Genomic DNA, 16,308 nt, shown 5'->3' with positions numbered 1-16,308 from the left:
TTTCTAGCAAATAATTAAGCAGCAGTAACGACAGAAACCGTACGACGCTTCAACTTACCTTTCACTTCAAACTTCACTTGGCCTTCAACAACCGCGAACAAAGTATGATCTTTACCAATTTTAACACCTGCACCAGGGTGGAACTGAGTACCACGCTGACGAACAAGAATGTTACCTGGGATCACAACTTGACCACCAAAACGTTTGACACCTAATCGTTTCGACTCGGAATCGCGACCGTTATTAGTACTACCACCTGCCTTTTTATGAGCCATGGGCTACTCCTTAAATTAGTTTAGTTAGGGCTTATTTAATGCCAGTTATTTTCACTTCCGTGAACCACTGACGATGACCCATACGCTTCATAGAGTGCTTACGACGACGGAATTTCAAAATTTTCACTTTGTCTCCGCGACCATGAGCAACTACTTCCGCAGTAACTTTAATGCCATCTACAATAGGAGCGCCAACTTTAACGTCGTCACCATTGCATACAAGAAGAACGTCGTCGAATTGAACAACGCCACCTTCTTCGATAGCTAATTTCTCAACTTTAAGGGTTTGGCCTTCTTCTACACGGTATTGCTTACCGCCAGTTTTGATCACTGCGAACATATTCTTCTCCAATAAGACTTACCCGGCTACTGAAATTGAATTTGACCTACTTCTAGTGGCAATAACTATTTGACCAAACTGGACAAAAATCACTAACCATATGATAGGGAGCAAAATGTGGGTAAATCGGACGCGAGATTGTACAAAATCGCACCAACCAACACAAGTAAAAACCATCATCTTTATACATTTTTTGTATTTTGGGTTGACCCTGACACTAGCCTTACCTAGCATGAGGCAAACTTGCTGATCAGCTTGAAATATTTTAGCCTCGGAAATTGCATGCAACCTACACAAATACATGATGTTGTGGCCAATGAATTTGGCCTAGTAAATGAATATATAGTGTCACAGCTTAGTAGTGACATTCCTCTTATTGAGCAAATAGGCTATTACATCATCAGTAATGGCGGAAAACGACTCAGACCATTATTAGTGCTACTGGCCGCCAAAGCGAGTTCAGAGCTGGACACTAAAAAACAGCATAAAGCCATTCAAGTGGCGACTATTATTGAGTTCATCCACACATCCACGCTATTACACGATGATGTTGTCGATGAATCAGACATGCGTCGTGGAAAAAAAACAGCCAATGAAGAATGGGGTAATGCGCCAAGCGTCCTAGTCGGTGATTTCCTTTATTCGCGCGCTTTCCAAATAATGGTCGATGTTGGCAGCATGCAATGCATGAGCGTATTAGCAAAAACCACCAACATCATTGCAGAAGGCGAAGTCCAGCAACTAATTAATTGCGGCGACCCAGACACAAGCGAAGCAAGCTATTTAAAAGTTATTCAATATAAAACAGCCAAGCTTTTTGAAGGTGCGGCGCTTTGCGGTGCAGTTATTGCTGACGCAAGTGCAGAGCATCAGGAAGCACTAAGGCATTACGGAATGTATGTTGGTACGGCTTTTCAACTGATTGATGACGTAATGGATTACACAAGCACTGCAGAAGAAATGGGCAAGAGTGTGGGTGATGATCTTGCGGAGGGTAAACCAACCCTACCTTTGATTTTCACGATGAAACACGGCAAAGCAGATGCCGTAGACAGAGTAAGGCAGGCTATTCAAACAGGCGGCCTAGAGCAACTAGACACCATAATAAATGATGTCCAGAACTGTGGCGCAATTGAATACACACAACAAAAAGCCCAAGAACAAGCAGATTTAGCAATAGAAGCTATTTCTTGCCTGCCTGAGTCGGACTACAAAGCAGCATTAATCGCTTTGGCTCACGCTTCAGTCAAGCGTCGCAACTAACTCATAGACAAACTCATAGACAAACTCATAGACAAACTCACGAACCAGCCAAGCACATCCATCTGATGTGTTTGGCTTATTTGATATGCGTTTTAAAGGTTAACTTTATTCTTATGCAGTAAATCCAATACAAGCTCAGCAGACATGGCTGGATTTTGCTGCATAAAACAGTGTCCACCCTCTACCTCAACCACCTTAATATTCGAATTCAGTTTTGCAGCCAACCGATAAGCCTCTTTGAAATAACTAAACGTCTCTCTACCTTGAACGATATAGGTCGGTACCGATATCTTTTTAATGGCCTTCCACATTCCTTGAGCGTAGCTTGAAAAAATTTCAGACTCCATCCAAGGAGGACAATTTAATTCATAATTATCACTACCATTAAATGTAACGGAGGAAGAAATGTAGTCATCCAAACAAACATCTTCCCACCCTTTAAACGTCCCTCTTCCATGGAAATTATGCCTTACCTGATCAAGCGTATTCCATTGGGTACGACGACGCATTGCTTGCTTAGCCAAAGGAATTTGTTTCCGTAAACCCAAATACTTTATCCCTCGCATGATCCACAATAATCGCGGAGGAAAAATAGCGGGGTCTAACAGCACCATACGGTCAAAATTTGTAGCGTCAGACGCGCTCATTAGAACGGTCATGCAGCCACCAAAACTATGCCCCATTCCAATTAATTCAGTGCTAGGTAATATTTTTCTTTGCATTGCTAGCGAATGATTAAACCGCTCAGCAGTGCCATTCCAACCAATAAATAACTTCCCTGCCGTTGATCCACCATGCCCAGCTGCGTCCTGCATGATCACATTATAATTTTCGAGTTTCTCTAGAAACTGAGAATAGGTTTTTACAGAAAAACCGTTGCCATGTAGAAAATGGATCGTTGGCTCACTATCATTGACACGCTTCAAATATCCTTGAATATGACCATCATTAAATGAACTTTTCCATTCAATCAATTCAACTTTATTACTCAACGTCATAAACACTCTCAAAGAAATTCGGCATAACTAAAACAAATATCTTAGCAGGAAACAGCAAGTAACATAGCCATACAAGCGTTCAAAAAACCATCATACGAGCAACAATTCACCACAAAAAGACCGCTTCAAGATGAAAATGATCATTTTTTATTCAGCTAATTTGGTTTTTTTCCATTCAAACGTTCATATTAAGGTTTCAAAGCGATATAATCAGCGAGATTTTATACTGCAAACTGAACCACGCAAATCCATCAGACTATTTTTAGGTCATCGCTGGATGTGGATATAGGACTACAATGACTACAGCTTCATCTTTTGAAAAAGACGAACTATTAAAATGCGGCCACGGTGAAATGTTTGGTGCAGGTAATGCACAGCTTCCTGTTGGCAACATGTTAATGATGGATCGCATCACACACATCTCTACTGAAGGCGGCGAGTTCGGGAAAGGCGAAATTATCGCTGAACTTGATATCACTCCTGACCTTTGGTTTTTTGCATGTCACTTCCCAGGCGACCCAGTTATGCCGGGCTGTCTTGGATTGGATGCAATGTGGCAACTTGTTGGCTTCTTCCTTGGCTGGAAAGGCAACAAAGGCCGCGGTCGTGCATTAGGTTCTGGCGAAGTGAAATTCACTGGCCAAATTTTACCTACAGCGAAAAAAGTTACTTTCCGCATCAACCTTAAACGCGTCATTGAGCGTAAGTTGGTGATGGGCATTGCAGACGGAAGCGTTGAAGTTGATGGACGTGAAATTTACACAGCAAAAGATTTACGTGTAGGTTTATTTACCTCAACAGACAACTTCTAAAGATTAAGAATTGAAAGAGGCTCATTTATGCGTCGAGTAGTAGTAACAGGTCTTGGCATTGTTAGTTGCCTAGGTAATGACAAAGAAAACGTTCTAAATTCCTTGCTCGAAGGCCAATCAGGCATTCGTTTCGCAGAAGACTACAAAGAATATGGCTTTCGTAGCCACGTTGCTGGCCGCATTGATTTAGATGCAAGCGAAATTGATCGTAAAGTTCGCCGTTTCATGGGGCCAGCTGCGACATATGCATACGTCTCTATGCAGCAAGCAATTGCTGACTCTGGCCTAACGGAAGACCAAGTGTCTAACGTACGTACAGGTTTAGTTGCTGGCTCTGGCGGCGCATCTGCTGAGAACCTAATTGAATCAGCAGATACTTTACGCGAAAAAGGCGTTAAGCGTGTTGGCCCATATCGTGTAACACAAACGATGGGGAGCACCGTATCTGCTTGTTTAGCAACACCTTTTAAAATTAAAGGCGTTAACTACTCAATCACTTCTGCTTGCTCTACCAGTGCTCACTGTATTGGTAATGCAATGGAACTAATCCAACTTGGCAAACAAGATGTTGTATTTGCTGGCGGCGGCGAAGAAGAAAGCTGGGCGCAAACATGTATGTTTGATGCCATGGGCGCATTGTCTTCAAAATATAACGACACACCAGAAAAAGCGTCTCGTGCTTACGATGCGAACCGTGATGGTTTCGTTATCGCAGGTGGCGGCGGTATGCTAGTTATTGAAGAGCTAGAGCATGCTAAAGCTCGTGGCGCAAAAATCTACGCAGAATTAGTAGGTTACGGTGCAACATCCGATGGCTACGACATGGTTGCCCCTTCTGGTGAAGGTGCAGTACGTTGTATGCAAATGGCGATGAGCACAATTGATGGAGAGATTGATTACATCAATACCCACGGTACAAGTACTCCTGCTGGTGACATGAAAGAGCTAGAAGCAGTCAATACTACCTTTGGCGATAACATTCCTTTGATTAGCTCAACGAAATCTTTATCTGGTCATTCTTTGGGTGCCGCGGGTGTTCATGAAGCGATCTACTGCTTGCTAATGATGGAAAACAACTTCATTGCAGCGTCTGCTAATGTAGATGACCTTGACCCTGCAGCTGGAAAAATTCCAGTTGTGACGACTCGTAAAGACAATGCAGATCTAAACTTGATCATGTCTAACAGTTTCGGATTTGGTGGCACAAACGCCAGCCTAGTATTCAAAAAATATAAAGCTTAATTCAAACTAGTAGTACCTCAAGTACCAATAAACCCCAACCATTGAGCTGGGGTTTATTTTTTACAACCTAGAGTAAAATATCTCACCCCTACTTTCTAACCACCATTCCTTTAATTTAAATTAAAAAACGTCTACATAATCCTAAGCTATCTAAACATACACTTTAAGCGTAAAAGAAAGCGACGCTAGTTATCTAGCGCCGCTAAAAGCCAATAATGGCTGGGAGTTCGAAAAAAACACAAGCAGAGTCTATTATTTTCAATATAGCTCTTCTTTTACTTTATAGATCAGACTTAGTCTTTCTCTCTGTTGTAAGTAAAGATTTCCCCATTGAAATACACATAAGTATCATCACGACAGAGAACGGCAAAGCGCCAATCATCATTGCTTTTTGAATCGCTCCCATGCCACCAGCCAGCAATAAAGAACCAACCACTAGAGTCAAAATAACACCCCAAATGATTCTATGTTTAGGTTCTGGATTATCATTACCGCCTGCCATAATGGTATTAAGTACAAGCACACCTGAATCTGCTGACGTCACTAAGTAGGTAATTATTAAAACAATAGAAGCCATTTTAATAATGCTACCTAAAACACCTGAATTAAGCAGATCAATAGTAACAAAGAGAACGGAAGCGATATTTTCATTTACAGCTTGTGTAATCGCTCCTTTAGCAATACCACTAAGCTCCAAGTCCAAACCGGTACCACCTAAAAAGGCCATCCAAGCAAAACAAACAAGCGAAGGTACAACGACACAACCAAGAACAAACTCACGAATGGTACGCCCACGTGAAATACGCGCTAAAAATAAGCCTACAAAAGGCGCGAAAGCAATCCACCAAGCCCAATAAAGAATTGTCCAGCCTGTTTGCCAAGCACCAATGGCTGTATTGCTATCCCAAACAGAAAAAGTTAGAGGAATTAAATTAACAGTGTAATCAATAACACTAGAAGCGAATAGCTCTAGGCTAAATAAAGTCGAACCAAAGACAATAAAGAAAACCAGCAACGCAATCGACAAAATAACATTAACTTGACTCAGCCATTTCACCCCTTTAGAAACCCCTGTCAAAGCAGAAATAGTGGACAGTAGCATCACCACCAAAAGAGTAACAATCAAAGCTGTGGCAGTAGGACTCCCATCACTTGTTACTAACCCTCCTGTTCCTGTAATAAACTCGACACCAGCAACTAATTGCGTAACACCAGCTCCCATAGTAGTTGCAACACCTAATGTCGTTGCAACTACAGCGATAATATCTACAAGATGCCCAGCTGAGCCATTTAATTTATCACCAAAAAGAGGCTGTAAAGTTGATCTAATCGTAAGAGGTAGCCCTTTTCTATAAGCAAAATAGGCCAAAGCAAGGCCTGCGGTTACGTAGACAGCCCAAGCATGCAGCCCCCAATGCAACAAGGTATATCTCATCGCACTTGGCACCGCTGCAGCATTAGCGCCTTCAGCACCACTTTGCATCAAGGCTGGATTCGTTTGAAAATGATACAAAGGCTCACCGATGGAATAGAACATCAAACCTATTCCCATACCAGCACTAAACATCATAGAAAACCATGAGAAGAATGAAAATTCAGGCTTTTCATCATCCTGACCCAACTTAAGCTTACCGAACGGACTTAAACAACATGCAAAGCAAAATATTAAAAATGTTGCTACAGCATATATATAGTAGGTATTAAATGTTGCTAACAATAAGGTGTTTACCTGACCTAAAACCTTTACAGCCTGATCTGGAAACGCCACAGTATAAATAACTAGTAGTGCAATAACCGTTTTACTAATTAAGGTAACAATAGGGTTTAGGCCCGAATAAAATCCGGATTTAGAAACTCCTATCTTAATTTTTTTTGAGCTACTCATAAGTTGTCCTTTAGTGATTTATGCGCTGATGCTTAAGCAAAAGCTTTTAGAATGAGTTCTCTCTAATGAACTTCATCGACACAAGCCACCAGAGAGCAGTACTTCACTTTTAAACAGATACCAATTAGCCAACAGGGCGTTACATTTTTCTTTTTATAAGCCAACGACACGTACAGCTAATTACTTAACAACTCCTCTTCGAAAGGAAATTTTGACAGCATTTCAATGCCTGTCTCAGTTACAAGAATTTGCTCTTCCAACTTAACGCCTTCATGGCCATCTTGTTCACCAATATAGCTTTCCACACATAGCGTCATACCCGGCAAAATGACTCCGTCATAGCCTGCGTCTTTGTAGTCTGCATGGTGGTAAAGATAAGGATATTCTCCAGTCATACCCACACCATGAGCAGAAAGGTAATAACGGTTACTGTGATATTTCTCCGGGATGTTCCAAGCTTCATTCGAATAGTCTTTAAACGACATACCCGGTTTAATAATGCTTAAATTATGTTGAACCTGTTCATAAGCGACTTTATATAAGGTTTTTTGTTGCTCAGATGGTTTACCAGGGCCTGAATGGAAGGTACGAGAAAAGTCAGAATAGTAACCAAAGCAACCAACAACATCGGTATCTAATGCTATAAGCTCATTTTCGCCAATCACCTTACTAGCCGTTTCTTGGAACCAAGGGTTGGTTCTAGCACCTGAAGATAACAGGCGAGTTTCACAATAATCACCCTCCTCCGCGATAACCGTCTGATGCAAAACAGACCAAAGTTCATTCTCCGTGATACCAGGTCTGATGGCATTTCTAAGACGCATGACACCTCTTTCCGTCATACGAAGTGACGCAATGACGCATTTCATTTCTTCAGCAGATTTAATGCAACGAGCCATCTCAATTGGCTCTTGCGCATCTACTATCTCATAGCCAGAAATAGACATAGCAATAGCCGTACCCGCATTCATACGCTCCATGCCGACTTTGCCGCCGATACCAACAAGCTCAACTAAAATAGCCGTCATTTCACGAGCCCAGTCTTTTTCTCGCTGCTTGATATTATTACCCGCCGCAACAAAGCTGGCCGTGACCGATGAGCGAACTTCATCGATTGTCTCTAGACCTTCACCTAAATGTGCACAACCAGTAAACTCAAATAAAATATTTTTATGGGGCGTAACGATAAGGTAGCGTGAAGGGGTATTACGTGCGCAGAATATCTGCATATTACGTGCACCCGTTGCATAACGAATATTGACCGGGTCTGAAATGATAAGAGCACTGATGTCTCGTGCTTCCATTTCTTGCCTAACCCTCTGTAGTCGATACTTTTGAACAGAGTTCATATCTATATCTAAGCTTTCGGGAGTTTGATCTAGGAGAGTCATCCCAGCCAAATCACTGCGTTCAGCATGCCAATCAAAAGTTGTCATAATAAGGCCTTAAACATTTAGTAAAAATAACGGAGCATATTGATAACTTTTTTTACAACAATTTAGATCTGAAAAGTTATACATTTGGCTTATTCCCAAAAAAAAACCTAGTATTGGTTAATAAAAAGTATATATTGCGACTTTTCCATCGTACATCCGTTAATATTTCATCCTAATGGATAACTTGAAGTTATGAAGAGTCTACGACACAGATTGCCCACCCTAACCAGCTTAATGGCTTTTGAAGCCGCCGGAAGAACACTTAATTTCACCCAAGCTGCGCAAGAGCTACACGTTTCACAAGCCGCGATTAGCAAACAAATAAAATATTTAGAAGGCTACTTTGGCTTTGCTTTATTTGAACGCCAGGGCAGAAAGGTTTCTTTGTCTTCACGAGGCTTGCAGTTTCACAACAAAATAAATGCCTCATTTAATTTTATGGCAGATGCGGTAGAAGAATATCTTGAAGATGAAGACAACAGCTCGGTGACTGTTTCAGCGAATAGTGCCATGTCTCATTATTGGTTAGGGAATGCTATTAATGAGTTCTATAGAACTCATAAAAAGACGCCAAATATAAGAGTGATCACGTCCGACATCACTCGCGACCTTTTCGTTGATGAAGTAGATATCGCAATTGCTTACGAGCCTGGCCAACGTATCGGCTGGAAAACAAGCTTTCTCTTTAAAGAAGAAATGTTTCCGATTGCCAGTCCTGATTATTTAAAAACACACCCTTTCCTGGGCAATAACCCTGAAAATTTGTTTAAGCATGAACTTCTGGATTTTGAACGCATAGAACCGAACTGGATGAACTGGAAGGCATGGTTTTCAGAACTCGATATAAACACCGACAAATTAATGATCAACCATCGCTTTAACAACTACATTGTGCTGATTGACTCAGCTAAACGAGGATTAGGGATCACTTTAGGAACAAGATACTTAATTGACAGTAAACTGAAAGAGAAACAACTGATTAGGTTATCTGATTTTAGTGTTTTATCAGGACGTAGCTATTGGTTAGCACTGAATGAATCAAAGCCTATGAATGATAACACGAGGCGTTTTTATGACTGGTTAAACCATTATCAAGCGATGAGAGAGTAGCTGACAAATACACCTAACAAACAAAAATACAAAATTAAATGCTTTGTTTGTTAGGTTCTAAGGATATCGAAGATGAGATTAGAACGGTTCATTATATGACACTCAACTAATCAAGCGTATTATTGCCTTTTGGCAGCTTAGCCATTTCGGTTCGCATCCAAACATCCATCTCTTCATGTAAAGCTGATGTTTTCTTACCTTCTGATTCAATCGCTTCGCCAATCACGATACGAATTGAACCGGGAAACTTTCTCCAGCGACGACCAGGCCAAGTGTAGCCCGCATTATGCACAACAGGTTGAATAGGTACGTTCGCAGAAGTCGCTAACATTGCCGCACCTTTACTAAACGATTCCACCTCATTTGGCGCAATACGTGTGCCTTCAGGAAAGATCAACACAGAACGCCCATCTTCTAAACGTTCTTTGCCTTGGCTAATAATTTGTTTTAAAGCATTCGTACGCTGAGAGCGATCTATCGCGATAGGCTGAACCATACGCAAGCCCCAACCAAAGAAAGGCACAGATAACAGTTCTTTTTTCAATACGGTAGAAATAGGCGTCATCAATACTTGAAGTATATACGTCTCCCATTCACTTTGGTGGTTAGCCACCAGCACGACGGGACGCTTATTATTTATGTTTTCTTTGCCGATAATTTCAACTTTAACACCACACAGAACACGAAAAACAAACAACAAACCCTTGTTATGTGTATTCAATACAGGCTGACGATAATTTTTCGGCAGTAATATAGTTGCGAACGGCGCAAGAATGCCAAATATAATGGTTGAAACCATATAATAAAGAAGAAAGCCGATTGATCCGATCCACGACCTCAATGTTGCTAAAACACTCACAGACTAGACACTCCCATGTTGTGTATTAAGGTATTTTTTCTGTTGTTTTAATGGGTTAGCGTACATAGCCAACACCGTTTCCTTTAACTCTTCAGGACAAGCCTCAAGATAACTTGAAAACGCACTGTCTGTTGATGGCAAACCTTGTTGTAATGCAAACGCCGCTTCATTGGTTGAATGAATCGCGTAATTAGTCAGAATTTGGCGATCTACTTCCGCAACAAAACTTTCCGGTGTTCCAAAATCATCTTTAATTACATCACCAAAAGTAACAACCACCTTACCTTTCTGACCGACTATGCCATTTTTAATACTATCTATGTCTTCGGTTTCAGATTTTTCGTAGTTACCCGTTGTTGATTTCTGGTGTAACTCTTGCGCCTTATCGAAAGCACAAGGATCGTATTCATAGGAAATAGACACAGGCACGATTTTCAAGTTTCCCATGGCTTCAGCGAAAGGTATTTTTTCTTTCTTTTGGCTCATGAAAAACATTTTAATAATCGCTGGATCTGTTTGGTCCAAACCGTCTTTTGCTCGCCCTTCTTTTTGAGCAATCCAAATATTAGACTGCTCCTTCATCAAGGACTCTGAAATATAAGACGACAACTGACCAAACGCCGCCATCATTTCTCGAATACCATTAACAGAACGCTTCACGATAAAGCTTTTGTTTAATCGCATAATGTCAGACACAAAAGGACGACTCAGCAAATTGTCCCCTATGGCAATACGTACGGTATTCAGACCCGCCAAATACAAGCCGTAATTGACGAAAGCAGGGTCCATGGCAATATCTCTATGATTCGATAGAAATAAATAGCCGACATTCTTATCTAGTTTTTCAATGCCTCGATATTCCACATTCGTGGTCGTGGTTTTAATCATGCGCTCCATGTAATTGGCAACGCGCATTTGAAATTCGTGGACATTAGAAATACTACCAATCTGACGCTTTAAAGCCGTTTTCACAAGAAACGACAGTGGCCCGTGTAAAAAACGAGGCCACTTAGCAAAGCGAAACGCGATAATAGTATTAATAAAGTCTGGTGTTTCAACCAGGTCTTTCAGAACCCCAGTGACTTCACTGTCATTGTAAGGGCGTATATCGTGAAACTGGTCCATTGATTTTTTCCGTCAGTAATAACTGTTTTATTTTTTTATTATAAAGCAGTGGTTTATAGTGCTTGAATATCGAAGCCTAACGCTTCTAATTCTTCACGTTTTGACGTAGATGTTACTACGGCAACGTTTTCATTTTCTTTCGTCAGGTAAGTCTTAGCAACTTGCTGCAGCTGATCTATGCTCACAGCCAGTATTTTGGCACGGAACGCTTCTCGATATGCCAAACTACGACCATGTAATTGCACATAGAAATCACCCTGCGCTTCACCCGCTGGTGACCCTGGTTTATCCATAGAACCAATCACACCAAGTACCGCTTCTTCTAATGCTTCTTCTGTATGAGTTTCCGTAAGCATCCACTCAATAGATGCATCAAAATCTGCCAGCGTTTCTGTCAGACGAGGATCACGATAAGAGTAGAATCGGAACGAACCAGTACTGCCGTCGAAACTTGCTCCGCCACCATAAGCCCCGCCTTGTTCACGAATTACGCGGTGTAAGAAACCATTGCGTAAAAAACCACCCAAGACGGTTAATGCCGCCACATCATCATGATCGCCGGACACTGTACGGAACGCCTTGCTACAAAAACTGACCTGAGTCGACGTTAACCACGCAAGATTTACTCGTGAATCAACAGGTTTCAGTGCAAATTTAGTGTCTTCTGCTCCTACTGGTAAATCAGCAAGAATCGCTTGCACATCGCTCACAATACTTGCTTCATGCTGTGGCTCTGCGACCAATAAAAGCTGTTTTTTCGCTTTCAATAGTTTTGCGTGCATGCCTTTAAATAAAGCTAATACATCATTCACAGCTTTATCGTCTTCTTTCATGGCATCGTCTAGCGCAATCGCTGAACGTATACCTGTCATACCACTCCATTGCTCTTGCTGAGCCGCCAAACCAGACAAAGCACTAGATGCCGCTGTCATAGCCAGCGAATGACCTTGACCAGTAATAGATTGTTCACGTCGAGCTCTACGTTGAGCCACTAGCTCTTTCACACGGTTAACTTCATCAAAGCGCACGTTCAATATAGTGTCTTTAAGCAATTCGCTCATTGCTTTTACATTTGGCACCAAGGCTTTTGTCGACAATATGAAGTAACCATTAAGCGCTTGGCGATCTTTAATCGTCGCACGAATAGAATTCGACGCACCCAAGCCACCACACACTTGAGCCTGACGCTCTTGAACTGTGAGGTAATCCGCTTCGCCTACACCGAGCTCTGTCATCATCGAAGAAAACAAAGGCAAGTAGCTAATTTCTTCTTCGGTTAACTCAGGTAAATCGATAACCAACTGCTGGTACACCAAACCATTAGTACCTTGAGGGTAGAAGGTAACAGGCAAATCGCCAGCGACTTCTTCACGCTCATATTCAGGCAAACGAGCCGGCACATCTTCCAAGCCAACTTTTGGCAAAATGCTCATATCATCGATTTGAGATTGACGCGCTTTCAAGTCGGCACTGCGTTTCACAATCTGTTGCTTCTCTGCATCGGATAAGCCGGCTTTAATTTGGCTTAAACGATCTGTTTCTGCTTGGCTACGACGTGCTTCAAGTGCATCATCAGGGCTTAGCGTTAACGTAATTCTGTGCGAATTCGACAACAACAAGGTTTTAATTAAGTTTGGGATGTACGCCTTGTCTTGAACTTTTTCACGCATCGCCTCAATAACAGGGTCAAGGTCTAGCTGAGCAATCACATCACCAGAATGCACGGCCGTAGACAAACCAGCGAGTATCAATTGCAAGCCGTAAGGATAACCACCACCGCCAATTTCACGCTGACTCAATTCTAATTGATGCAACATGGCATCAACCGATTCTTGAGGAACACCTTTCTCGGCAATCTCTTCTAGCGTAGACAAAACAAGCTTTTCTACTTTCTCTGCGTCTTCGCGTTTCACACCTTCTAAGCCACACATGAAGCTCATTTCTTTATTGCTGTCTTCTAAACCACATAATGGCGATGGTGCACGGCCAAGATCACTGTTTTCCAATACGCGAAGTAATGGCGATGCACTGTTATCCAACAACACACTGGACAATAGTTGCGCTTCAAATTGCTGATTCAAATCGGTACTTTCACCCAACAACCAACCAACAACCACATGACTGCCGTCTTCTTTTACTTCTTCCGCTGCATAGCCTTCTTCCACTCGTACAGGAGAGAAGTAACGCTTCGCGTTTGGCACACTGACTTGCGTGTCTAAACGCTCGAATCGGCTGAGCACTTTCGCTTCAAACTCGGCTTGTAATGTTTCCGCAGGAATATCACCAAACGTCATAAACACAGCATTAGAAGGGTGATAGTGCGTACGGTAAAACGCCAACAAGTCTTGGTAAGACAAGTCAGGAATATCCGCAGGCTCACCACCAGAATTAAAATGATAAGTATTATTTGGGAACAAATATTTTGTCAGTGTTTGCCACAACACAGAAGTCGTCGAACTCATCGCGCCCTTCATCTCATTGAACACAACGCCTTTGAACGTTAAATCAGATTCAACATTATCAGGTTCAGCAAACTCTAAACGATGACCTTCTTGAGAGAAATCCAACTCGTCCAAACGAGAAAAGAACACCGCGTCTAAATACACATCTAGCAAGTTATTGAAATCTTTCTTGTTCTTACTAGCAAACGGGTACGCCGTCCAATCTGAAGACGTGAACGCATTCATGAAAGTATTCAACGAACGACGAATCATCATAAAGAAAGGGTCACGAACAGGAAAACGCTCTGAACCACACAACACAGTGTGTTCAAGAATGTGTGCGACACCACAAGAATCGGTTGGAATGGTTTTTAAGCCAACCAAAAAAACGTTCTCGTCATTGTCTGATGCAATATGAAAATGCTTAGCACCGGTAACTGTGTGTTCAAACTCTTGAACGGTAACGTTAAGAGCATCGATAAACTCACTGCGAAGAAATGTGAACGCAGGATGATGTGCGGTGCGATTAGTCATTATCTACCTCGATAGAATTAGAATGCGATGACAGTAATGTTTGGGGCTGCTTGGATAAACTCAAGTCAGCAAAGTGGCGGGATTATAGCAAAAATATGGCTTTTACTGCACGAACTAACGTGAACGCTTTCTAATTCGGAAAAGAAAACATCAGCGTTTCTGATGTTTTTCCCAATCTTCCAAGCGCGCCTTCTCTGTTTTTTTGAACAAAATATACACAGCACCCAAACCACCATGGTGTCTTTGCGCACTATGAAACGCCATCACGGGGTCTAAATCTCGTAACCATTTATTGATATGACTCTTCAGCATGGCTTGGTTTTCTGGGTCTGGCTCACGATCACCCTTACCATGTACCAAAATAGACACGCGAATATCATTACGCATACAGTCATTCACAAACTGATAGACCTGCTCACGAGACTGCACCACGGTATGGTTGTGTAAATCTAGTCTGGCCTCAATACCGTATTTACCTTGTCTCAAACGTTTGAAAACACCATCTTGCACACCGGAGCGTTTAAATTGAAGCACATCATTAGGGTCAACCTTCTCCACATAATCATGGGACAAATGATTTCTATCGGCTTCTATCGCAATCATCGCTGCTTTTTGACGCTCTTCATAATCAACAGGCGCACCTTTCTTAGCAAGGTACACTTCGCTCTTTTCAAGCTTTTTAATGCCCGCTACTTCCTGAGCAAACAAAGACATTTCATCTTCGTTATCCACCAGCCCACACCTCTTATATTTAACTATTCCCGTGATTATATGAGCACAGACGAAAAAAGGCTTCTATAAATAGAAACCTTTTCTTTATGATCCACATACAGAAACCTTTTATGCCTGCCTACTAACATCCGCAGCTTCATAAACCACATGCAATTTGTTCCCATCTATATCACGACAATAAGCACCAAAGTAATGTGGTCGATATCGATAACCCGGCGCGCCTTCATCCGAACCACCCAATGCCAACGCAGCCCGATAAAAGGCTTCCACCTCTTCATTACTCGACGCTTGAAACGAAATTTGAACACCATTCCCTACTGTCGCAGGCTCTTTATTAAAGGGTTTAAAATCCAAAAGCAACTATCGCCGCCAGCAACACCGTATCCAATCTCGCCTTCCACTTCCATCGTACGAACCATATTGATCGTACGTAAAAGCCCATCGTAAAAAACACCCGCCTTCGCGAGATCATTGGTTCCGAGCATAGCGCCTAAAAGCATCGTTTTATCCTTTGTCTCTTCGAAATAACCGTCAGTGTAACCAGTTTCACCTGAAAATACCGACCAAAATCAGCGCGCTTTACTCTATTACTCACTTTGTAAAAGACTCTTAGACGAAAGAGGTGATAGCACAACGCCAATAGAGGCCTCTACGATTGCGCCAATACCCAAGCATTGCAGTAAAGATAACAGCTCTCCTAAGATAGAAAAGCTGACGATCACCCCCCATCACAGGCTCACCACTCGCCATGACACAATAAATATGCTCGTCATGCTCACCTTCGAAAGAGACAACAACGCTATCATCAACAGCGTTCTTACTCGGGTTAACAAGGAGCCAGAGGCACTCGAGTCATGGTGTGTCACAGGAGATCATGATGTGGTGCTGCAAGTGCTGCCTACCGACATGGAAGCCTTCGATGACTTCACCAACCGCGTGCGGCACAAAGACGACAGCGTGAAATACTTTCGCACCCTAGTGGTACTCAAACACTTCAAAGCCAACAGCTCAATACCGCCGGCGGAGTAGTGGCTCGCAAACAAAAAGTCTTGGAAGGAAACACAAAGACAAACTCTGGGAAGTCCAATATACCAGAAGCTAAAATTAGGCTTTACACTCCATCTCCCACTACAAAGAAGATGCTATAGTTTTGAGCTTTTGAATAGGCGAAAGAGCTTATACAAATAATAGGCTCTTGAGTTCTTTATATACAACGCAGTCCATCGAGACTGTTTTTAGTATAGAAAGGTAGCAAT

At 42.1% G+C, this 16,308-nt stretch carries 15 protein-coding genes; 5 read left to right on the top strand and 10 right to left on the bottom strand.

Annotated elements, in window-relative coordinates; genetic code table 11:
• Positions 1 to 14: 14 nt before the first annotated feature.
• The gene (gene rpmA / locus IF202_RS16730; RefSeq protein WP_191596059.1) at positions 15 to 275 is read right to left on the bottom strand and encodes a 50S ribosomal protein L27; all 261 of its coding nucleotides are present in this window, start codon (positions 273 to 275) and stop codon (positions 15 to 17) included.
• 31 nt (positions 276 to 306) lie between these two features.
• Entirely contained in the window at positions 307 to 615 is a 309-nt protein-coding gene (rplU, locus tag IF202_RS16725) for a 50S ribosomal protein L21 (protein ID WP_191596058.1), read from the bottom strand.
• A 282-nt stretch (positions 616 to 897) separates the two neighbouring features.
• Between rplU and ispB the strand changes: the two genes are divergently transcribed.
• Positions 898 to 1,878, top strand: coding sequence for an octaprenyl diphosphate synthase (ispB, locus tag IF202_RS16720; protein WP_191596057.1), 981 nt, complete (start codon positions 898 to 900; stop codon positions 1,876 to 1,878).
• Positions 1,879 to 1,970: 92 nt separating this feature from the next.
• Here the strand turns inward: ispB and IF202_RS16715 are convergent, their stop codons facing one another.
• Positions 1,971 to 2,876, bottom strand: a complete 906-nt coding sequence (locus IF202_RS16715) for an alpha/beta fold hydrolase (RefSeq protein ID WP_191596056.1) — start codon at positions 2,874 to 2,876, stop codon at positions 1,971 to 1,973.
• 296 nt (positions 2,877 to 3,172) lie between these two features.
• Between IF202_RS16715 and fabA the strand changes: the two genes are divergently transcribed.
• Positions 3,173 to 3,688: a 3-hydroxyacyl-[acyl-carrier-protein] dehydratase FabA gene (fabA, locus tag IF202_RS16710; protein WP_191596055.1), complete on the top strand. Its 516-nt coding sequence runs from the start codon at positions 3,173 to 3,175 to the stop codon at positions 3,686 to 3,688.
• A gap of 27 nt (positions 3,689 to 3,715) precedes the next feature.
• Positions 3,716 to 4,930, top strand: coding sequence for a beta-ketoacyl-ACP synthase I (fabB, locus tag IF202_RS16705; protein ID WP_191596054.1), 1,215 nt, complete (start codon positions 3,716 to 3,718; stop codon positions 4,928 to 4,930).
• A gap of 280 nt (positions 4,931 to 5,210) precedes the next feature.
• Here fabB and IF202_RS16700 read toward each other — a convergent pair whose 3' ends face one another.
• The gene (locus tag IF202_RS16700) at positions 5,211 to 6,815 is read right to left on the bottom strand and encodes a BCCT family transporter (RefSeq protein ID WP_191596053.1); all 1,605 of its coding nucleotides are present in this window, start codon (positions 6,813 to 6,815) and stop codon (positions 5,211 to 5,213) included.
• Between the two features lie 176 nt (positions 6,816 to 6,991).
• Positions 6,992 to 8,251, bottom strand: a complete 1,260-nt coding sequence (locus IF202_RS16695) for a M24 family metallopeptidase (protein WP_191596052.1) — start codon at positions 8,249 to 8,251, stop codon at positions 6,992 to 6,994.
• Between the two features lie 234 nt (positions 8,252 to 8,485).
• On the opposite strand from IF202_RS16695, the gene IF202_RS16690 reads away from it, so the two are divergent.
• Positions 8,486 to 9,361 carry a LysR substrate-binding domain-containing protein gene (locus tag IF202_RS16690; protein WP_235963590.1) on the top strand — a complete coding sequence of 292 codons (876 nt, stop codon included), beginning with the start codon at positions 8,486 to 8,488 and terminating at the stop codon, positions 9,359 to 9,361.
• Between the two features lie 106 nt (positions 9,362 to 9,467).
• Here IF202_RS16690 and IF202_RS16685 read toward each other — a convergent pair whose 3' ends face one another.
• The 5 genes from IF202_RS16685 to IF202_RS17355 all read right to left on the bottom strand — a co-directional run bounded on the left by IF202_RS16685 (position 9,468) and on the right by IF202_RS17355 (position 15,412).
• On the bottom strand, positions 9,468 to 10,220 hold the full coding sequence (locus IF202_RS16685) for a lysophospholipid acyltransferase family protein (protein ID WP_191596050.1): 753 nt from the start codon (positions 10,218 to 10,220) through the stop codon (positions 9,468 to 9,470).
• A gap of 3 nt (positions 10,221 to 10,223) precedes the next feature.
• Complete coding sequence (locus IF202_RS16680) at positions 10,224 to 11,345, bottom strand: 1-acyl-sn-glycerol-3-phosphate acyltransferase (RefSeq protein WP_191596049.1); 1,122 nt, start codon at positions 11,343 to 11,345, stop codon at positions 10,224 to 10,226.
• 53 nt (positions 11,346 to 11,398) lie between these two features.
• Positions 11,399 to 14,320, bottom strand: a complete 2,922-nt coding sequence (locus IF202_RS16675) for an insulinase family protein (protein ID WP_191596048.1) — start codon at positions 14,318 to 14,320, stop codon at positions 11,399 to 11,401.
• Positions 14,321 to 14,470: 150 nt separating this feature from the next.
• Positions 14,471 to 15,052 carry a DNA endonuclease SmrA gene (gene smrA / locus IF202_RS16670; protein ID WP_191596047.1) on the bottom strand — a complete coding sequence of 194 codons (582 nt, stop codon included), beginning with the start codon at positions 15,050 to 15,052 and terminating at the stop codon, positions 14,471 to 14,473.
• A gap of 108 nt (positions 15,053 to 15,160) precedes the next feature.
• Positions 15,161 to 15,412, bottom strand: a complete 252-nt coding sequence (locus tag IF202_RS17355) for a VOC family protein (protein WP_206705547.1) — start codon at positions 15,410 to 15,412, stop codon at positions 15,161 to 15,163.
• Between the two features lie 402 nt (positions 15,413 to 15,814).
• On the opposite strand from IF202_RS17355, the gene IF202_RS16660 reads away from it, so the two are divergent.
• A complete protein-coding gene (locus IF202_RS16660) occupies positions 15,815 to 16,081 on the top strand; it encodes an Lrp/AsnC ligand binding domain-containing protein (RefSeq protein WP_191596046.1) in 267 nt (88 codons plus the stop codon).
• The last annotated feature ends 227 nt before the right edge of the window (positions 16,082 to 16,308 follow it).

Source organism: Marinomonas colpomeniae, assembly GCF_014803385.1.
Taxonomy (GTDB): domain Bacteria; phylum Pseudomonadota; class Gammaproteobacteria; order Pseudomonadales; family Marinomonadaceae; genus Marinomonas; species Marinomonas colpomeniae.
This window is presented reverse-complemented; position numbering and strand designations above follow the sequence as displayed.